14 protein-coding genes and 1 other RNA gene are annotated in these 19551 nt (G+C 61.2%); 11 read left to right on the forward strand and 4 right to left on the reverse strand.

The genetic code is table 11. The annotated features are described in order from the left end of the window. Positions 1 to 132 precede the first annotated feature (132 nt). From Q1X90_RS01705 to leuA, 5 genes are all read left to right on the forward strand, one after another. Positions 133 to 897, forward strand: a complete 765-nt coding sequence (locus Q1X90_RS01705) for an aspartate kinase (RefSeq protein WP_300765932.1) — start codon at positions 133 to 135, stop codon at positions 895 to 897. Positions 898 to 1040: 143 nt separating this feature from the next. After that, positions 1041 to 1640: an ACT domain-containing protein gene (locus tag Q1X90_RS01710; RefSeq protein WP_300765933.1), complete on the forward strand. Its 600-nt coding sequence runs from the start codon at positions 1041 to 1043 to the stop codon at positions 1638 to 1640. 67 nt (positions 1641 to 1707) lie between these two features. Continuing rightward, a complete protein-coding gene (locus Q1X90_RS01715; protein WP_300765934.1) occupies positions 1708 to 2778 on the forward strand; it encodes an aspartate-semialdehyde dehydrogenase in 1071 nt (356 codons plus the stop codon). A 112-nt stretch (positions 2779 to 2890) separates the two neighbouring features. Further along, a complete protein-coding gene (locus tag Q1X90_RS01720; protein ID WP_300765935.1) occupies positions 2891 to 3523 on the forward strand; it encodes a DUF5701 family protein in 633 nt (210 codons plus the stop codon). Positions 3524 to 3718: 195 nt separating this feature from the next. Beyond that, on the forward strand, positions 3719 to 5623 hold the full coding sequence (gene leuA, locus Q1X90_RS01725; protein WP_300765936.1) for a 2-isopropylmalate synthase: 1905 nt from the start codon (positions 3719 to 3721) through the stop codon (positions 5621 to 5623). 215 nt (positions 5624 to 5838) lie between these two features. On the opposite strand, the gene Q1X90_RS01730 is transcribed toward leuA, so the two are convergent. Beyond that, positions 5839 to 8184 carry a transglycosylase domain-containing protein gene (locus Q1X90_RS01730; RefSeq protein WP_300765937.1) on the reverse strand — a complete coding sequence of 782 codons (2346 nt, stop codon included), beginning with the start codon at positions 8182 to 8184 and terminating at the stop codon, positions 5839 to 5841. A gap of 200 nt (positions 8185 to 8384) precedes the next feature. On the opposite strand from Q1X90_RS01730, the gene Q1X90_RS01735 reads away from it, so the two are divergent. Next, positions 8385 to 9527 (forward strand): inositol-3-phosphate synthase, encoded by a 1143-nt coding sequence (locus Q1X90_RS01735; protein WP_300765938.1) that lies wholly within the window; start codon positions 8385 to 8387, stop codon positions 9525 to 9527. Positions 9528 to 10179: 652 nt separating this feature from the next. Here Q1X90_RS01735 and glf read toward each other — a convergent pair. Then, positions 10180 to 11364 carry a UDP-galactopyranose mutase gene (gene glf, locus Q1X90_RS01740; protein ID WP_300765939.1) on the reverse strand — a complete coding sequence of 395 codons (1185 nt, stop codon included), beginning with the start codon at positions 11362 to 11364 and terminating at the stop codon, positions 10180 to 10182. A gap of 256 nt (positions 11365 to 11620) precedes the next feature. On the opposite strand from glf, the gene ffs reads away from it, so the two are divergent. The 5 genes from ffs (at position 11621) to Q1X90_RS01765 (ending at position 18034) form a co-directional block, all read left to right on the forward strand. Next, positions 11621 to 11711, forward strand: an RNA gene (ffs, locus tag Q1X90_RS01745) — signal recognition particle sRNA small type. A gap of 134 nt (positions 11712 to 11845) precedes the next feature. Next, on the forward strand, positions 11846 to 12949 hold the full coding sequence (locus tag Q1X90_RS01750; protein WP_300765940.1) for a phosphatase PAP2 family protein: 1104 nt from the start codon (positions 11846 to 11848) through the stop codon (positions 12947 to 12949). A 281-nt stretch (positions 12950 to 13230) separates the two neighbouring features. Next, complete coding sequence (topA, locus tag Q1X90_RS01755; RefSeq protein ID WP_300765941.1) at positions 13231 to 16230, forward strand: type I DNA topoisomerase; 3000 nt, start codon at positions 13231 to 13233, stop codon at positions 16228 to 16230. Beyond that, entirely contained in the window at positions 16227 to 16868 is a 642-nt protein-coding gene (tmk, locus tag Q1X90_RS01760) for a dTMP kinase (RefSeq protein WP_300765942.1), read from the forward strand. The genes topA and tmk overlap by 4 nt, the downstream gene beginning before the upstream one ends. Further along, positions 16865 to 18034, forward strand: a complete 1170-nt coding sequence (locus tag Q1X90_RS01765; protein WP_300765943.1) for a DNA polymerase III subunit delta' — start codon at positions 16865 to 16867, stop codon at positions 18032 to 18034. Before tmk ends, Q1X90_RS01765 begins: the two co-directional genes overlap by 4 nt. Before the next feature lie 38 nt (positions 18035 to 18072). Here Q1X90_RS01765 and Q1X90_RS01770 read toward each other — a convergent pair whose 3' ends face one another. Together Q1X90_RS01770 and Q1X90_RS01775 are read right to left on the reverse strand one after the other, a co-directional pair. Then, the gene (locus Q1X90_RS01770) at positions 18073 to 19110 is read right to left on the reverse strand and encodes a LacI family DNA-binding transcriptional regulator (protein ID WP_300765944.1); all 1038 of its coding nucleotides are present in this window, start codon (positions 19108 to 19110) and stop codon (positions 18073 to 18075) included. A 9-nt stretch (positions 19111 to 19119) separates the two neighbouring features. After that, entirely contained in the window at positions 19120 to 19389 is a 270-nt protein-coding gene (locus Q1X90_RS01775; RefSeq protein ID WP_300765945.1) for an HPr family phosphocarrier protein, read from the reverse strand. Positions 19390 to 19551 lie beyond the last annotated feature (162 nt).

The raw sequence follows: 19551 nt of genomic DNA on the forward strand, positions 1-19551 counted from the left end.
ATGGGGGTGTCCGTAGGACGCCCGGATGGGCGCGGATGTCCAGATGGTGGGAAAAGCCGCGTGCATAACCAATTCTCGTCCCCGCCGAGTGCAATAGTCGGGAGCGATTGTCGACAGAAGGATGGGATTGTCGTGGCTCTGATCGTGCAAAAGTACGGTGGCTCATCGGTCGCCGACACCGATTCCATCAAACGCGTGGCAAGACGCATCGTCGAAACCCGTAGGGCGGGGAATGACGTGGCGGTTGTGGTCTCGGCCATGGGGGACACCACTGACGACCTCATCGATCAGGCGATGAGCATCGACTCGAACCCTCCTGCCCGTGAAATGGATATGCTCATGACCGCGGGCGAGAGGATCTCCATGAGCCTGCTGGCCATGGCCATCCACGCCGCGGGGGCCCACGCAGCCTCATTCACCGGCTCTCAGGCGGGATTCATGACCGATGCGCGTTTCGGGGCGGCGCATATCAAATCAGTTCGTCCGGACCGTGTCCGTAAGGCCATAGACACAGGTCATGTGGCCATCGTGGCGGGATTCCAGGGAATCAACGAGGGAGGAGATCCGACGACACTGGGGCGTGGAGGGTCGGACACCTCCGCCGTCGCGCTCGCCGTCGCTCTCCATGCCGACATCTGCGAGATCTACACCGACGTCGATGGTGTCTTCACCGCGGATCCCCGGATTGTTCCCACCGCGCGAAGGATTCCATGCATCGGCTATGACGAGATTCTTGAGATGGCGTCCTGCGGCTCGAAGGTCCTTGCGCTGAGGTGTGTGGAATACGCGCAAAGATTCCGCATGCCGCTGCACGTGAGAAGCTCGTTCTCGCACCGCAGCGGAACGCTCGTTCTCCCCGACGGGGTGGATCCCAGAACGCTCCCCAACTTGGAGTGAGCGGCGAAGCGAACGGTGAGTGATGGACGGTGAGTAGTGATGCGCATAATACAGGCAAGACAATCTGACTAAACAATTCGGCATCGCGCGTCCGTACGCGATGCAGGAACAACCCCAGCAGAACCGACCGAGACGGGATGGCAATGAGTGACAGCAGCGACAGCGAAGAGCGCAGCAATGGCGCCGAGACAAACGTGTCCATGGGGGATATATTCCCGGATCTTGGACCGGAATCACCGGTGATCTCCGGAGTCGCGCACGATCGCAGCGAATGTCTTGTGACGTTGCGGGCAGTTCACGATGAGCCCGGCATGGCGGCGAAGGTGTTCACGGCTCTCGCCGAGGAGGGAGTCAATGTGGACATGATCGTGCAGGCCAGCGCATCGACCGGCACCGTGGACATATCCTTCACCGTGCCCGAGTCCTCCTCGAGAAGCGTTGAGGAGGTTCTCAAGGAGAACCGTGATGTGTTGGGATACCAGGCTGTGGATGTCAATCCGAGGGTAGGCAAGGTCGCAGTGGTGGGCGTCGGCATGAAAACCCACTCGGGTCTGGCCGCGAAGTTCTTCACGGCCCTCAGCGAGCATGGAATAAACGTTCTGATGATTTCGACCTCCGAGATCCGCATCGCGGCGCTCGTCGGTCTGGACGATCTGGACGAGGCCGTGCGGGCGTTGCATACTGCCTATGGATTGGATTCCGATAAGGTCGAGGCCGTCGTATACGGAGGAACCGGCCGGTGACGGACTGCGGACCGCCTGACAGTGGCGGGACGCATGGCACAATGCCAATGACGAATGGGAGCATGACATGGTGAAGATCAGTGATCGCGGGGTCGATGTCGCCGTTCTTGGAGCGACGGGGCAAGTGGGCATGGTGATGCGCAGGGTGCTCGACGAGCGGGACTTTCCTGTTCGCAGCCTTCGTTTCCTGGCGTCGGCGCATTCCGCGGGAACGGTGCTGACATGGCGTGGTGTCGACATAGAGGTCGAGGACGTGGCCACGGCAGACCTCTCCGGCATTGACATCGCCATATTCTCGGCCGGTGGCGGCACATCGAAGGTGTGGGCGCCGAAGTTCGCCGCGGCCGGAGCGTACGTGGTGGACAACTCATCCCAGTGGCGGATGCATGATGACGTCCCGCTGGTCGTCGCGGAGGTCAATCCCGATGATCTGGATGATGTCCCCGGACGTATCGTGGCCAATCCCAACTGCACGACCATGGCGTGCATGCCTGTTCTCAAGCCTCTTGCCGACGCCTTCGGGCTCAAACGCCTGATCGTCAGCTCCTATCAGGCGGTGTCGGGTGCGGGTCGCGCGGGTGTGCTGCAGCTGATGAATGAGGCCAAGGCCGCCGTCGATCAGGGAGCGGACAAGCTTGTCTTCGATGGCTCGTCAATCGATTTCCCCAAGCCGACGAAAGTCGTGCGGACCATCGCCTTCAACGCGGTTCCGTTCATCGGCTCCCTTGTGGACGATGGGTCCGAGGAGACCGACGAGGAGCAGAAGCTGCGCAACGAAAGCCGCAAGATTCTGCATCTGCCCAATTTGGCAGCTTCCTGCACATGTGTGCGTGTTGGTGTTTTCACCGCCCACGGTATGAGCGTCAACGCCGAGTTCGATTCGGATGTGACGCCAGATATGGCCCGTAAGGTGTTGTCCTCGGCACCGGGCGTCAGACTCGATGACATTCCCACTCCGCAGCTGGCCGCAGGGAAGGATCCGAGCTTTGTCGGTCGCATCCGTCAGGACCAGGCCGTTGATGGAAAGAAGGGCTTGGCGTTTTTCATTGCCAATGACAATCTGCGCAAGGGCGCTGCCCTCAATGCCGTGGAGATCGCGGAGATAATCGCCCGCAAGCATTACGCGGACCGTCTCTAGTTATACGCGGACCGTCCCTGGCTTTTCCGGGCACTCATCGCGGGACATGGGCCTGTAGCCGTTGCGTTTCCCTTCTTCCGGTGGCGGACCGGTGAGGTGACATACTGGAGTTATGTCAGCAGCTTCGAATGAGGTACGGCGTCAGCTCAGCCGTCTTGTCGCGTTGGGGTATCCCGATGTCGCCGATGTGAGCGCCGACGCCTTCGTGGCGTTGGCCGAGCCGATTGTTGATGCGTTGGAGCGCGAGCCCTTGGATGGCGACATCCTTCTGATACCCACGCGCGAGCTGGTGTCGCCGGAATCGCTTATCGCAAGGACCAGCATCAATCGTATGGCCGGATTCACCACGATGCCCCCACGCGACATCGTCAGCTTTCTTCCTCAGGATGGCTTCGAGCCCCCCGAAGGACCGTTCTATATCGTTGTGGATCCGCACACAGGAACCGCATACGACAACAGGGAGCCCGATGTCGCCCGGAAACTCATAGACTCCGATGACAGGCTTCCTCTCACACTTGAGGAGGGGTTGGCGATCGCCACGCAGCATCCGGATTGGTTGGTCGACCGTAACGGTTTCAACCTTCTTGGATCCCGAAGCGCGGACGGGCGTGTTCCCAGCATCTGGATGAGCCAAGGGGCGCCGCGGTTGGGCGCGGTGTGGCCGAATTCACGTCATACCTGGTTGGGGAATGCCTACTGCTCCGGTCGCCGCGGGGCATCGCTGTTCGCGTCCGACCTCGTCTGACCATGACCCACGCAGTCGAGTCGGCGGGCTTTCCGGTCAGATTCCGAAACCCGCCGATGGCTCGGCGGAGTGGTCTGGCTACACTGGTTCCTTACGCCCCCAGCGGGGTGGCGTGACATTTGATGACGATGCGCCCGTGGGCGTCCGCATGGATCGCATGCGGATATCGGGTGCCGGACATGACAAGGAGGAGTGATGGGTCAGGATCAATCATCCGTATTTGATCTTGCGGCTGTTGCCGCGGCGTCCAATGGAGGGAACAACGACCTGCTGCTGCCTCCGCCGCGCTTCATCGGAGGGCCACAGCGTCCAAGCTCCATGCCCTACAACAAATACGTCGCCTACGACAGGCAGGTGCCATTCGACTATCCTCAGCGCACATGGCCTGAGAAGAGGCTTCGCCGCGCGCCCCGGTGGTGCTCGGTCGATCTGCGTGATGGCAATCAGGCGCTTGTCAATCCCATGGATCCCGAGAGGAAACTGCGCTTCTGGAACCTGCTTATCGGCATGGGCTTCAAGGAGATCGAGGTTGGATTCCCCAGCGCGTCCGAAACGGATTATGACTTCATCCGCATGCTTATTGAGCGGGAGCTGATTCCCGACGATGTGACGATCATCGTCCTCACGCAGGCGCGCGAGCATCTGATACGAAAGACATACGAGGCGCTGCGGGGTGCGAGGCGGGCGGTCGTCCACTTCTACAACTCGGTGTCCATGCTCCAGCGCGAGGTCGTCTTCCACAAGGACAAGGCGGGGATTAAAAAGCTTGCCACTGACGCCGCCCGGCTATGCAAGGAGCTCGAGGGCGAGGCCGAGGGAATCGACATCTACTATGAGTATTCGCCGGAGTCCTTCACCGGCACCGAACCCGAGTACGCGGTCGAGGTGTGCAACGCGGTCATCGACGTGATCAAACCGACTGTGGATCACCGTATGATCATCAATCTCCCTGCGACGGTGGAGATGACCACTCCGAATGTCTTCGCCGACGAGGTGGAGTATGTGTCGGACAACCTTCGCGATCGCGAGGCTGTGGTGCTGTCGCTGCATCCGCACAACGACGAGGGAATGGCCGTTGCGGCCACGGAGCTTGCCGTCCTCGCCGGGGCGGATCGAGTCGAGGGATGTCTTCTCGGAAATGGCGAACGCACCGGAAACGTCGACCTGGTCACGCTGGGGCTGAACATGCTCACCCAGGGCATCGATCCGCAGATCGATTTCTCGGATGTTCCGGAGATCCGCAAAACGGTTGAGTACTGCAATCAGGTCAAAATCGCCGAAAGGCATCCCTACGCCGGAAGCTTCGTGTTCACGGCATTCTCCGGATCTCATCAGGATGCGATCAAGAAGGGCCTTGAGGCGCGTCAGCTGGCTGCGCAAAGGCAGGGTGTCCCTCTGGACTCCTTCGTCTGGCTTGTGCCGTATCTCCCCATCGATCCCAAGGACATCGGCCGCAGCTACGAGGCGATCATCCGCGTCAACTCGCAGTCAGGCAAGGGCGGCATGGCCTATCTGCTCAAGACGAACCACAATCTTGACCTGCCCAAGCGTCTGCAGGTGGAGTTCGAGAAAGTCGTGCAGAACTTCGCCGACTCGACCAAGCGCGAGGTCAAGGACGAGGACATCTGGCGCCTGTTCAAGGACGAGTACCTTCCCATCGAGGCGTCTGGCGTGACGGCTGCGGGTTCGGCCGTAGGAGACACGGGGGATGAGAGCCTCACGCAATGGGGACGTCTCAAGCTTCTGAAGGTGTCCGTCTCCTCAGGGGAGGATGGATCTGACACTGTCCTCAAGGCGCGGCTTCTCGACCGTGGCGTCGATGGCGGTGAGCCCGTTGAGCGTGAGATCTCGGGCATGGGGAACGGGCCCATCGCGGCGTTCCTCAACGCCGTCAGCGGGATGGGAATCACCGTGTCGGTTATGGATTACGCCGAGCATGCCATGACAGCAGGGACGGACGCCATGGCCGCGTCCTATGTGGAATGCCAGATTGGCGAGTCTCCGGAATCCAGCATCATCTGGGGTGTCGGCATAGATTCGTCGATTACCACCAGCTCCCTGAAGGCCATCATTTCAGCGATCAACCGTTCTCAGCGCTGACAATCAGTCGCGCGTCCAGTTGCGCGTCGCCAGCCGCCAGCCGCCGATTTCGTTCAGCGGCTGGCGGCTTTCTCTATTGGTGTGGAACCTCCGGATTGGCCTCCGGGCTGACCTCTGGGCTGACCTCCAGGCTGGCTGGGAACTGCCGGGCGCGGTTCCCGCGGAATGCCGTTTGCGAAGAGGTTTCCTCTGGAGGATAAGGCCTTCTCGCAGGGTTAAGGCGTCTGCGATTCCGAGAGTGACTCCGATGACTCTTTCTTCCCCTCTGATTCCTTCGAGGATTCCGAGCTTGTGCCGGATCCGGTTGTGTCTCCGGTTCCTGATGAGGACCCGGACGCAGTGCTCGCATCCGATGTTGGCGAGCTGGTCGACGTGCTCCCCTGCGACGGTGTGGAGGTCGAGCCACTGGAGCCGGAGGATGGACTGGCTGTCTGCGTTGATTGCGTGGACCCCGTTCCCCATGTGCCATCCGTACCGCCGACCTTGCCTGTATCGGTGACGCTGGGGAAGGCCTCGTCGGCGGTGTTGGCCAAGGCCGCCTTCATATACACCGTGAACAGGTGGATGGGATACTCGCTGGCGGCGGTGTAGCCGTCAAAAGCCGGAATCTCCTGCGGATTGCCCTTCGAATCGGGATACCACATCGCGAACACCGTGACCATGTTGGGCGTGAATCCGGCGAAGCTTCCGGCGGTTCCGTCATTGGCCGTGCCGGATTTCCCGGCGACCGTCTTTCCGACCGCACGCGCCTCTTTGCTGTATCCGTATGTGACGACACTGCGCATGGCTTTTGTGGCGAGTTCCGTCGACGTGCTGTCAAGCACTCTCGTAGTGGATGTGGGCCCCGTGTATAGGACGGTCTTCGCGTTGCTTGAGGTCACGCTTTGCACTATGTGCAGAGTGCTGCGCTTGCCCTGGTTGGCGATGGTGGAATAGGCCCGGGCGACGTCGGTGAGATGGACTCCGTCGTTTCCCAGAACCGTGAAGGGGTTCTTTCCCGTGATACGTGAGGAGCTCATCCCCGCCGCGACGGCGATGCTGGCCACCTTGGCGATGCCCAACTTTTGTTGGAGCTCCATGTACACGGTGTTCACCGAATAGGCCGTCGCATGGTACAGGTCGATTGCGCCGTAGCCGATATTGCCGTAATTGGATACCGGTTCGGAGATGCCGGTATATGTCCGGGGGGAGTTGCCATTGAACTTGGTGTCGAGGCTCACCCCGGCCTGGATGGCTCCGATGAGCGCGAAGGGCTTCATCGTCGATCCCGGTTCGTACAAAGCCTGCGTGGCGTTGTTCAGAGGCTTGGTGAGATGGTCGTCACCGGCGTACACGGCGATGATCGCGCCGTTGGTGGGATTCACCGATATCCCTCCCACCTGCAGACCGTCCGGGACTATTCCCTTTCCTCCCTTGGTGGGGCTTGCCGTCTGCACCATAAGCGCCTGTCGTGTCTTGTCGATGCTGGTGACGATCCGGTACCCTCCAGTGTCCAGCTCATCTGTGGTGAAGGCCTTGTTCGATGTCAGCTCGTCCCTGACCATCTGAAGAAGATAGCCGTTTGTTCCCGCATAGTCATTGTTCTGGCGAACCTTGGCAGTGGCGGGCATGGTGGCCGATTCCCGCTGTTTGGCCGTGATGTACCCGTCCTCCGCCATGATCCGCAGCACGCGTTTCTGCCGCGCCTTGGCCTGCTTCGCGTTAACCGCCGGATCCCAGCTGCTTGGAGCGGGAATGATGCCGGCAAGAAGGGCGGCCTGGGAGACGGTGAGGTTCTTCGCATCCTCATTGAAGTACGTCTGGGCGGCGGCCTGGATGCCGTATGCGCCCCGGCCAAAATAGATGGTGTTGAGGTAGTTGCACAGCACGGTGCTTTTGTCCTGCGTGCGCGAGATCTTCAGGGCGAGGACGGCTTCGCGGAGCTTGCCGACGTAGGATGTGGTCTCGCCGAGATAATACCGTTCGGCGTACTGCTGTGTGATGGTCGATCCGCCCTGCCGGGATCCGGTGGTGATGTTGCTGAGGGCTGCGCGGGCGATGCCTTTCAGATCGATGCCGTTGTCCGTGTAGAAGCTTCTGTTCTCCGAGGCGACGACGGCGTTGCCCACATAGGATGGGAGCGATGAGCAGGAGATGATCTCCCGGTTCTGGTCTCCAAAGGATCCGATGGCGGTGGTGCTATCGGAATAGTAGACCGTTGTTTTCTCAGCCATCGCGATTTTCTCTGGCTGGGGGATGTCCGTGGTCAGATACAGGTAGGAGAACGCCGCCGTTCCGCCGGCGAGGATGAATCCCGCGATGGAGAGCAGACTAATGAGGATGATACGTCTGATGGAGCGTCGTGGCTTGCCGTTGTGACGTCCACGTGACCGGGAGGCACGGCGGCCGTTGTCGTGTGGTTTTCTATGCGGTGGCGTCGATGATGGCCTTCGGGACTGTGTGGACCGTGTGGACCGTGAGGACTGCGTGGACTGTGAGGACTGCGTAGAGTGCGATGATCGCGTTCCTGTGCCGCCGCCGGACACTCGGCGCGCCGATGATAACCGGTTCGGTGATGCCATGGTCATCACGCTAGCGTCAAAGTCTGGACTAGTCGAACGAGCTTCGCTCTGAATGAGAAGCGTGTGGATACTGCGAAGAAGGTGGCACAGGCGCGGGTGCTACCGTCATCTGGTGGCGTTCTAGCGGTGGTCCGCGTTGATGCGCGGCTATGCTTGAGCGTGGCAATAGACTAGTGCCAAGTTTTACAGGAGGGCCTGATATGACTATTCGCGTGGCGATCGCCGGAGTCGGCAATTGCGCATCATCCCTTGTGCAGGGTGTCGAATATTACCGCGACACCGCGGATGACGATAAGATCCCAGGGTTGATGCATAACAATTTTGGCGGATACCGTGTCAAGGATATCGAGTTCGTCGCGGCATTCGACGTTGACGCGCTTAAGGTCGGCAAAGACCTTTCCGAGGCCATCGCCGCGTCACAGAACAACACCATCAAGTTCGCGGACGTTCCTAATCTTGGTGTCGAGGTCCAGCGCGGTCCGACCTTCGACGGTCTGGGCGAGTACTACCGTCAGATGATCGAGGAGTCCCAGGAGGAGCCGGTCGACGTCGCCCAGGTCCTGCGTGACCGCAAGGTCGATGTGCTTGTCAGCTATCTTCCTGTCGGGTCCGAGAAGGCCGACAAATCCTATGCCACCGCGGCCATGGAGGCGGGATGCGCGTTCGTGAACTGCCTTCCGGTGTTCATCGCGTCCGATCCCGAGTGGGCGCAGAAGTTCCGTGACGCCGGAGTCCCGATCATCGGCGACGACATCAAGAGCCAGGTTGGGGCGACGATCACGCACCGCGTCCTCGCCCGGCTGTTCGAGGATCGTGGAGTCCGCCTTGACCGCACCTATCAGCTCAACGTCGGCGGCAACATGGACTTCATGAACATGCTGCAGCGCTCGCGGCTTGAGTCGAAGAAGATTTCGAAGACGCGCGCGGTCACCTCCGTCGTTCCACACGAGATGGATCCGCATAACGTCCACATCGGACCGTCCGATTACGTCGCATGGCTTGACGACCGCAAGTTCGCCTTCGTCCGTCTTGAGGGAACCACCTTCGGTGATGTCCCGCTGAACCTTGAGTACAAACTCGAGGTATGGGACTCTCCCAACTCCGCCGGGATCGTGATCGACGCGGTGCGCGCCGCGAAGATCGCCCTTGACCGCCATCTTTCGGGGCCGGTTCTCGCGCCGAGCTCATACTTCATGAAGTCGCCCGCCGTCCAGCATGAGGATGGGGAGGCCCGCCGTCTTGTTGAGAGCTTCATCACGGGTGACGTCGAGTCGAACGAGTCCCAGCTGGATGAGGATGTCGCGAAGGCGAAGGCCGATGGCAAGGATGTGTGGAGGGCCTGACCCTGTGGGGCCTGTGCGGGTTCCGATAGGGTTTCCACTGGTGTAGCGTCGGGGACCCTGGGATCCATCGGTCAGGTCCGGGAGCCGTTGATACTCTCCGCCCAATTGAGAGGCTCTTCGAGGTTCCCCTCCCATTTTCAGTCGGGTTTATGGCCGAAAGGGGCCGGTGACGCGTGCATTGCGTCACCGGCCCCTTTCATTGGGCGGATTTGGCCTTCGTTGGGCGGGTCCTGCGGATATCCCCAATCAAGAACGGCATGATAGCGCCATTCTTTTTCTTACTTACCTGGTCGGCCCCGCCCAACGAACACGAAAAGCGCCCAATGAGACTGGCGGGGCTTATCGGAGGGGGTATTGGGGGGGATCTTATTGAGGAGCAAGTGCTTTCCGATGAGCGCGGGGCAAAGTTGACAGCGGGACAAACATGTTCCCGCCCTTTTTGCCCCGCTCGCCAGGAAGGGCTTGCCAGAAGCAGCGCGTCCGCACTCCGCTCCGTCACAGGGCTTTCGTCAGGAGTGGCTCGTCACACAGCGGTTCCCACACAGCGCTTGTAACCTGCTCCCCACATATGCTCCCCACGCCGCGCTCGTCAACTCAGCTACCCACATCTCGCTCGATTTGGCTCGAGAGCGAATCGGTGCCGCGCGTTGAATCAGTCCTGCCCGGAATCGCCCTCATCTTTGGCCAGAAGAGCCGCCACCTGATGCTCATAGGCGTTCAAGGCCGATCCGATGACGTTGTGCATGTCGTAATAGGCGTAGGTTCCCAGACGGCCGCCGAACACCACACCGGGCTCTCCCTTAGCCTTGGCCGAGTACTTCTGGTAGAGGGCCTTGTCCTCGGCGGTGTTGACGGGATAATAGGGTTCGTCGTCCCTTGTCGCGAAGCGGCTGTATTCCTCCCACACGACGGTTTTCTCGGGGTTCTGGGAATCCCTGCGTTCGGGATTGAAGTTCTTGAACTCGATCGCCCGCGTGTAGGGGACATCGGAGTCGGCGAAGTTCATGACCGGGCATCCAAAATGGTCGCCCTCGTCGTAGCGGATCTCCGTGAAATCGACCGTCCTCCATTTGAGCTCGCCCAGCTCGTAGTCGAAGTACCGATCCACCGGGCCCGTGTAGACGACCGGTACCTTGCCCACGAGGTTGCGGCGGTTCAACGGCTGCGTCTCGTCAAAGAAGTCGGTGTTGAGCGTCACGTGGATGCGCGGGTCGTCGATCATCCGCTCCATCCAGGCGGTGTACCCATCCTTGGGCAATCCCTCCCATGTGTCGCGGAAGTAGCGGTTGTCGTAGGTGAGACGCACGGGAAGGCGGCGGATGATGCTTGCGGGAAGCTCGCTGGGATCGGTCTGCCACTGCTTGGCCGTGTAGTTTTTGATGAACGCCTCGTACAGAGGCCGACCGATGAGGCTGATGCCCTTGTCATTGAGGTTCTCGGGATCGGTTCCGGCAAGCTCGCCCGCCTGCTCGTCGATGAGCGCCTTGGCCTGCGCGGGCGTGTAGTGCGCGTGGAAGAACTGGTTGATCGTTCCCAGATTGATGGGGAGCGGATAAACCTCGCCGTCATGCGTCGTGTAGACGCGATGGACATAGTCGGTGAACTCGGTGAAGCGGTTCACGTATTCCCATACCGTCGGGTTTGAGGTGTGGAAGAGGTGCGCGCCGTATTTGTGGATCTCGGCCCCGGTTTCCTCGTCCATATACGAATAGGCGTTCCCACCGATATGGTCGCGCACGTCGATGATCTCCACCCGGGCTCCCGCGCGTTCGGCGGCTTGTTGTGCGATGGTAAGTCCGAAAAGACCCGCGCCGACGATTACCAGATCCGCATCCATGACGTTGTGTTCCTCCCGCTGTCGTCGGGGTGGTGGCAATATTGGGATCCCCCGAGTCAATCATTTTTGTCGGTGCCGCGGCGATCCCTGGTCGCCATCGCGCGGTTCGCCTCCACAATCATGGTACCCGTGGACGTCCGGGGTGGGAATTTCCGGGCATGGCGTGAGATGTGCGCCGGTATGTGAGGATGAGTGCGGATGAATATGGGGATGCGCGCGGAGGCACGGTGGGTGGGGAATGATGTTACACTGGTGTTCGCCTCCGTACGGCGTTATGTCGCCCAATCCCCCCAGGGCAGGAATGCAGCAAGGGTAAGCGGCCTCTGACGGGTGTGCGGGGGTTTCTCATGTCTGGCCGGATTCCGCGCCACAGCCGTGGGACGCGGCCGATTCGGCCCGTGGGAACGATTGTGTGATTATTTCGATTGGGCATGTCACGTCGGGCGGTGTTCGCGGCATCGACGCTCTACAGTCGACAATTATGACCTCAGATATTCCTTCGCCGACGCCCCGCACGCCGTCATCCGATGGCCACGCGATTCGAATCCTTGTTGACGACTACCCGGAGGACGGTTCCAAGTCCGCGTCCTCCAAGTCCGATGAACCGAAGAACGCCGACCGCGGTGACTCTCCCGCCGAGCTGGACGTGGAGGGGGGACTGGCGCGGATCGACCCTCTGATGGTCAAGCCGCGTCGGTCCTCGGTCGTTCTGTGCCTTGTTCTCGCTGCTCTGCTTGTCTTCGCCGCGGGGGCGGCGTGGTGGCTGGCGGTTCGAACGGTTGACGGACAGTCCTATGAGGATATGGTCTGGCAGTATTTTCCCTCGATGGCTTATGGTCCGGTGGAACATGTGTCGGATGTCTTCACCAATTCCGCGGTGGTCATCGCCATGACGGTGGTGATTGGCGTGGCCGCGGCGGCAATCACCATTGTGCGCAGGAGATGGCGGCTTGTCTTCCAGATGCTCTTCGTGGCGGGTCTGTGCTACGCGGCCACATGGCTTAAGCCGCTTCTTCCCCGTGAGGCTTTGATCCACACGGTGTCGCGGCAGGCGAATTCGGCTCCCTCGGGCCATACGATGATGATGGCCGCGGCGGTGATGATTCTTCTTCTTGCCGTTCCCCGGCGTTGGAGGGCTGTCACGGCAATCGCCGCGGTGGCTTTGTCCTCGGCTGTCGGCTTGTCCGTCATGATGGGTCAGTGGCATAGACCGGTGGATGTCGTCATGTCGATTCTCATCGCCGCGGCGATTGCGTTGCTGGCGCTCGCGTTCACAAGGCGTTCGGGAATGGACGCCCCGGGGGATCGTGCCAGCACTCCCTCGATCCAAGTTGTGGGTTCAGTGCTGATCACAGCTGGCGTGATGGCGGTTTTGTATGGCGTCTATGTGATATGGCAAATATATCCCGGACTTGATGTGTCTGCCCGGTGGGCGCGGGCCGCCGCGGTGTTGTCCGCCCAGGTCCTTGTATGCGGGACGGCGATTCTCTGCTGCGGAATCGTTGTGGTGATGAGGCAGCTCGTGGCCAGTCCTCTCACGCGGCTGGGAGTGATAGGGGCTCCTCCCTCCCCTCCGAAAAGCTGAGACATGGAGTGCCGCTGAGACATGGAGCGGCGAGGATGGTGGAGCGGCGAGGATGGCGAGATGGCGCGGATGTCCGGGTTCGCGGCTTGGGCCGTTACCACGTATGTGGAGGTGTGATGCGCGGCATGGGTGGTGCGCTGCAAAGGAGTGGACGGAGGAACGCGAATATGCGGTCTCATATGGGGGTCCTCCGTCCTCAGAATGGCCTCGTCGGCGTAGTTGACGATGGGCAATGAGTATGATTGCGTGCGAAAAGGGGACCAAGCCTAAGGAGTGAGTCAATGGCAGCCGGCACCAAGCTTGTGATTGTGGAGTCTCCCACGAAGGCCAGGAAGATCGGGGGGTATCTTGGCGATGGGTACAAGGTCATGGCGTCGGTCGGGCATATTCGCGATTTGGCTCAGCCAAGTCAGGTTCCGGCCGCGAAGAAGGCGACGTTTGGAAAGTTCGGCGTTGATGTCGATGACGGCTTCGAGCCGTATTATGTGGTCGGCCCCGAGAAACGCAAAACGGTCACCGAACTCAAATCTGCTCTGAAGGATGCTGGCGAGCTGTTTCTGGCGACTGATGAGGATCGCGAGGGCGAGGCAATAGCGTGGCATCTGGTGCAGACGCTCAAACCCAAGGTCCCGGTTCGGCGCATGGTGTTCCACGAGATTACGCCCGAGGCCATCCGCGCATCACTGGGGAACACCCGTGATGTGGACGATCATATGGTCGATGCCCAGGAGACGCGTCGTGTCCTCGACCGGTTATATGGGTATGAGCTCTCGCCGGTGCTGTGGCGTAAAGTCGGGCCGGGCCTTTCCGCAGGCCGGGTGCAGTCGGTCGCCACGCGACTGATCGTGGAGAGGGAGAGGGAACGCATGGCCTTCGTGCGCTCCCCATACTGGGATGTCGTCGCCGATCTGTCTGATTCGGGGCCTTCCTCGGCCGGCCCGTCCGATGTCTTCCACGCGCGGATGGTGGAGTGGAGTGGCCGTCGCCTCGCAGCGGCCAAGGACTTCGCTGAGGATGGGACGATGACCCCCGCGGCCGTCCGAGATGCGGCGGTCCGACTGGACGAGGAGACCTCCGCACGACTGGCGGATGAGCTGGTTTCGGCGGATTTTACCGTCGTGTCCATGGAGACGAAGCCCTATCGCCGTCGTCCGCTTCCGCCCTTTACCACGTCGACACTGCAGCAGGCGGCCGGAAACCGGCTGTCCATGAGCTCGCGCCAGACGATGAGGGCGGCTCAGGGTCTGTATGAGAACGGCTATATCACCTATATGAGAACCGATTCCGTCACGTTATCGAGTGAGGCCATCGCGGCCGCGAGGGATGCGGTGAAAAGGGATTTCGGGAACGAGTTCCTGTCGGATTCTCCGAAGCAATACGCCACCACGACGGCGGGCGCCCAAGAGGCGCATGAATGCATCAGACCCGCCGGATCGTCCTTCAGAGAGCCGTCGGAGCTGTCGTCACTGGTTCCGCCGGATCAGCTTCGGCTCTACACCCTGATCTGGCGGCGCACGTTGGCATCGCAGATGGCTGACGCCACGGGGGCGACCGCGACCGTTCGTCTGTCGGCCACCGCGGGAAATGACGGAGAGACCGTGTTCCAAGCTTCGGGAACCGTTATTGAGTTTCCCGGATTCCTCAAGGTCATGGGGCAGGACCGGTCGTCATCAGCGGGCCATGATGGCACGGAGGCGCTTCCGGCGATGTCGAAGGGCAGCGTGCTCTCCGCCGCGTCCGTCGAAGCCGACGGGCACGAGACGCAGCCGCCCGCGCGGTACACCGAGGCCTCGCTCGTCAAGACTCTGGAGGCCAAGGAGATCGGGCGCCCTTCGACATACGCGAGCATCATCTCGACCATCATCGACCGCGGCTATGTGTATGAGCGTGGCCGGGCTTTGATCCCCTCGTGGCTGGCCTTCGCCGTCACCAAGCTTCTCGAGACAAAATTCGCGACCTACGTCGACTACCGTTTCACGGCCGAGATGGAGAATGGCCTGGACAAGATCGCTCGTGGCGAGGAGACCGGCAGGGACTGGCTCACGCGGTTCTATTTTGGTTCCGGGAAGGATTCCGCCCAGTCGTCACAGCAGGCCCATGAGGGGTTGCAGCAGCAGGTCGCCCAGCTCGGCGAGATCGACGCTCGAGAAATCAACACCATCGATATCGGTGACGGATTGCATGTGCGTGTGGGACGGTATGGCCCCTATCTGGAGGATGTGAACTCGCAGGATTCGCAGGGGAATCCGCGGCGGGCATCACTTCCCGACGATTTGGCCCCCGACGAGCTCACCGTGGAGAAGGGCCATGAGCTGATCGAGAAGAATGCGACGGGTCCGCGGGTTCTGGGCATCGATCCTGTATCAGGTGGATCGGTTGAGGTTCGCGTCGGACGCTTTGGCCCCTACGTGGCTTTGGTCGCTTCCGACAATCAGGATGACGCCGGACCTGTGAAACCGCCCAAGCGTGGATCCGAAACGACGGCCGTCAAGCCCTCCAAGCCTGCGAAAACCGCCAAGACGAGAAAATCGGCGAAGGACGCGACACCCAGACCCCGCATGGCCTCGCTGTTCTCCAGCATGGATCCGGCGACGGTCACGCTTGAGGACGCACTGCGGCTGTTGAACCTGCCTCGTGAGGTCGGCACCTATGATGTCGCAGACGAGCAGGGTGTGGAATCCGCGATGACGGTCACCGCAAGCAATGGACGCTATGGCCCCTACCTCACCCGTACCGACGCGAAAGGGAAATCGGAGACACGGTCACTCACGTCCGAGGATGAGATATTCACCGTGACGATCGACCAGGCCAAGGAGCTTTTTGCCCAGCCGAAATATGGTCGTCGGCGGGGGGCGTCGGCGAAGCCGCCGCTGCGAGAGCTGGGGCCAGATCCCGAGACCGGGAAGCCGGTGGTGATCAAGGATGGCTTCTACGGCGCCTATATCACCGACGGTGAAACGAACAGGACGCTTCCCAAGCAGTTCACCCCCGAGTCGGTGGATCCGCAGGAAGCTTTCCGATTGTTGGCGGAGAAGCGGGCCGCGGGGCCCGCGAAGCGTCGTCATGGCGTCAGAAAAGCCGCCACCAAGAAAGCCGCCACCAAGAAAGCCGCCACCAAGAAAACCTCCGCGACGAGGAAGGCGGCCACGGCGAAGGCCGCCACCACGACGACCTCTTCGAGGAAGTCCACGGCGGCGAGGAAGACAGCCGTAAAGAAGACAGCCGCGAAGAAGGCGACAGCTCAAGGTACCGCCGTGACGCGCAAGGCATCCGCACAATGAGCGGATTGTTTCTGTCCTTTGAGGGCATCGACGGAGTGGGCAAAAGCACCCAGGTCGAGCTGCTGCGTGAATATCTGCACGATCGTGGTCGTGAGGTTGTGGTCACACGCGAACCCGGTGGCACTCCGATGGGTCGGGAGCTGCGGTCGCTGTTGCTGGAGGGAAGCCCCGATGGCGCCGAGATTAGCCCGCGGGCGGAGGCCTTAATGTTCGCGGCGGACAGGGCGCAACATGTGCATCAGGTCATCCGCCCGGCGTTGTCTCGTGGCGCTGTCGTCATATCCGACCGATACATCGACTCGTCCCTCGCATATCAGGCCGGTGGCAGGGAGCTGACGGTGGAGGAGGTGCGCTCGCTGAGCATGTGGGCGACCGCGGAACTGCTTCCGACGAGGACCTACCTGTTGGACCTGGACCCCCGTGAGGCGTTGGATAGGGTTGGACGGGAAAGGGACCGCATGGAATCGGCAGGCGAGGGATTCCGCAGACGCACGCGTGATGAGTTCCTCGATCTTGCCCGTGCCGACGCGACGAGGTTCATGGTGGTGGATGCCGCGGAGACGGTGGATCAGGTGGCGGCGCGGATACGCGCCGATATCGATCGATTGGTGGATTCGGCGAACGGGATGTCCGCATGAGTGTGTGGGATTCGATTGTCGGGCAGGAACGGGCCGTTCGCATGCTGTCGGCCGTGGTCGCCGGGGATCCGTCAGGCATAGCCCAGTCCTGGCTTATCTGTGGACCTCCAGGGTCGGGTCGGTCCAATATCGCCAGGGCCTTCGCCGCCGCGTTGGAGAGCCCGGACGGAGGTCTCTCCTCCGAGCCGACGCGTCAGACCCAACAGGTTCTGGCGGGAACGCATCCGGATGTCACCGTGCTGGCCACGAACAAGGTCACGATCGGCATCGATGACGTCCGCGATCTGATAGGCCTTAGCGAGCAGAATCCGTCGACCGCTCCGTGGCGGATAATCATCATCGAGGATGTTGACCGGATGCTGGAGCGGACCACCAACGTGCTGCTTAAGGAAATCGAGGAGCCGGCCGAACGGACGATCTGGCTGTTGTGCGCTCCCAGCGCCCAGGATGTCCTGCCGACCATCCGTTCGCGCACCCGACTGGTGAATCTGACGGTTCCGGCTTTGTCCCATGTGGCGGCATTCCTCCGATCGCAGGATGTGGATGCCGATCTGGCAGCCAGATGCGCCCGTCTGTCCGAAGGGCATATAGGTGTCGCATCGCTATATGCGCGGGATGATATGGCGCGGCATGGCCGCGATGAGCTGGTGGTGGGAGTGCTGGGGTTGAGGCGCGCATCCGATGCTGTCGTTCTGGCCTCGCGTCTGGTCAGCGAGGCCTCGCGGCAGGCCGAGCACGAGGTGGAGCGTCTGATTGCCGCAGAGGAGTCGGAATTCCGACGGATCAACGGTCTTGCCGAGGGGGATAGGATACCTGCGTCCATCAGGTCGTCATTCAATGCGATCGGCAAGAAGGATGAGGTCCGCAGACGGATCACGCGATTGAGCCGTGACGTGCTGGACAGGGCTTTGACATCCATCGCCAGTGTCTATCGTGATGTCGCGGTGCTGCAGAACTCCGCGCAGGATGATGCGGGGCTCGTCAACCTTGAAAACAGGGATGCCATCATCGGCATGTCCGTGGAGATGGATCGTTCCGAGGCGATAGAGGCGTCCGAGGAGATTGAGAGGGCACGCGGCCGGCTTGCCGGGAACGGCAATCCCACATTGGTGTTCGAGGCGCTTTTCTGCTCTTTCGCCATGCTTCGGCGGTCTGGAGGCCGTTGACCGTCTCGGCGGTGGCGGGTTCGGTCTGGCGGATCGACTCAGCTGGCCTGAACGAGGCCTGATACGAATGACATCGGGACTGCGTGGCGTTGCGGGACATGGACGCGCTCGGGAGAGTCCTTGCGGGCGAGGGATGTCAGTGCGGTGGCCATCGCGGTGGCCATCGCCATGAAGTCGGGACGAAGAAGGGCGATTCTTTCGTCGATTCCGGCGTGTGTCGGATGGTCGTCTATGGCGACGATCGGTGTCGATATGTCGTGAAGGGAATCCAGCGCGAGACGGGCCCCGCTGGCGACTTGGGCGTCGACGCATATCAGGGAATCCGGAGCATCCGACGTTCGAGTCATGAGCCGCAGGGCATCGGCGTATCCGCGGGCCGCGGTTCGCGGTCCCAGAAGAACCCATTCGGGTCGTGTCGTCTGATTGACGACGTGCGTCGATTCCTCGAAGGCGATAAGATACGACGCGTCGCGTAGGGGATTGCTCGATCCGAAATTCGGGGCGGCCCCCAGAAACGCCGTTCTGTGGGCCCCATGAGAGGCAAGATGCGTGACCGCGATGTCCATCGTCGAGTTCTGGTCGATGAACACACAGGGAAGGTCGGCGTTGATGGCATGCGGACTGACCACGATGTCGACTATGGAGGAATTCAGAGGTGGTTGAGACGATGGGCAAGAGGCCGGAAGCAGGATTCGACCCTCAATGCCATACGGATGGGAACGTCTTTGGATGGATGAATCGTCGCGACGGGCGTGGCCCGAATCGTCGAGCAACGTCGTGAGGACTCGTTTCCCGCAACTTGAGGCCACGGCGATGACGTTCGGAAGGAGTGAGCAGGAGAAGCCGTCGGTGGGATCTGCCATCGCCATCTCCCACGTGTTCGTGGATTCGCCGCGTAGCGCGCTGGCCGCGTCGTTGACATGATAACGGAGATCGTTCGCCGCCTGTCGAACGCGTCTGTCGATTTCATCGTCCTTGGATCGCCGACCGGACAAAACCCTCGAAACGGTGGCCGTCGACACTTTCGCGAGGGCGGCCACGTCGATGATGGTCGCGATCCGAGGAGATGAGGACATGATGGGACGCTATTCGCCCTTGGTGAGTGTGGCGATAAGGGAATCGGCGACGGCGTCGGAGTCGGCGCCATTCACGATGATCTCGACGGTGTCGCCCCCCTTGACTCCCAGACCCATGATGGACAGGATGCTTGATGCGTTGACGCCGGGGGTTCCGGGCTCCTTCGAGATGGTGACGGAACAGCCCGAGGCGGCTACGGCCTGCGAGAACTCGGCCGCGGGGCGTGCGTGAATCCCGACGGGATCGGTGATGGTGGTCGTGCGTGTGGCGGTGGACATGGGACTCTCCTTCGCGTCATGTGGCGTTTCCGTATGGAATGCCGGACGGCGTCCCGACACGGTCGCCACGGGGGTGGACAACGTGACCCAGCATACCATCGGACGGGCGACTTGCAGCAAACGTTTACCGTTGCTGCGACAATGGTCACTGTGTACACTTAA

This window comes from uncultured Bifidobacterium sp., assembly GCF_949292005.1.
Lineage (GTDB): Bacteria > Actinomycetota > Actinomycetes > Actinomycetales > Bifidobacteriaceae > Bifidobacterium.

Excerpts from the sequence above, each read along its gene's own strand:
- Q1X90_RS01765 (WP_300765943.1), top strand. The coding sequence starts at position 16,865 with ATGAGTGTGTGGGATTCGATTGTCGGGCAGGAACGGGCCGTTCGCATG.
- Q1X90_RS01720 (WP_300765935.1), top strand. The coding sequence starts at position 2,891 with ATGTCAGCAGCTTCGAATGAGGTACGGCGTCAGCTCAGCCGTCTTGTC.
- Q1X90_RS01715 (WP_300765934.1), top strand. The coding sequence starts at position 1,708 with ATGGTGAAGATCAGTGATCGCGGGGTCGATGTCGCCGTTCTTGGAGCG.
- Q1X90_RS01750 (WP_300765940.1), top strand. The coding sequence starts at position 11,846 with ATGACCTCAGATATTCCTTCGCCGACGCCCCGCACGCCGTCATCCGAT.
- glf (WP_300765939.1), bottom strand. The coding sequence starts at position 11,364 with ATGGATGCGGATCTGGTAATCGTCGGCGCGGGTCTTTTCGGACTTACC.
- Q1X90_RS01770 (WP_300765944.1), bottom strand. The coding sequence starts at position 19,110 with ATGTCCTCATCTCCTCGGATCGCGACCATCATCGACGTGGCCGCCCTC.
- topA (WP_300765941.1), top strand. The coding sequence starts at position 13,231 with ATGGCAGCCGGCACCAAGCTTGTGATTGTGGAGTCTCCCACGAAGGCC.
- leuA (WP_300765936.1), top strand. The coding sequence starts at position 3,719 with ATGGGTCAGGATCAATCATCCGTATTTGATCTTGCGGCTGTTGCCGCG.
- Q1X90_RS01730 (WP_300765937.1), bottom strand. The coding sequence starts at position 8,184 with ATGGCATCACCGAACCGGTTATCATCGGCGCGCCGAGTGTCCGGCGGC.
- Q1X90_RS01735 (WP_300765938.1), top strand. The coding sequence starts at position 8,385 with ATGACTATTCGCGTGGCGATCGCCGGAGTCGGCAATTGCGCATCATCC.
- Q1X90_RS01775 (WP_300765945.1), bottom strand. The coding sequence starts at position 19,389 with ATGTCCACCGCCACACGCACGACCACCATCACCGATCCCGTCGGGATT.
- Q1X90_RS01710 (WP_300765933.1), top strand. The coding sequence starts at position 1,041 with ATGAGTGACAGCAGCGACAGCGAAGAGCGCAGCAATGGCGCCGAGACA.
- tmk (WP_300765942.1), top strand. The coding sequence starts at position 16,227 with ATGAGCGGATTGTTTCTGTCCTTTGAGGGCATCGACGGAGTGGGCAAA.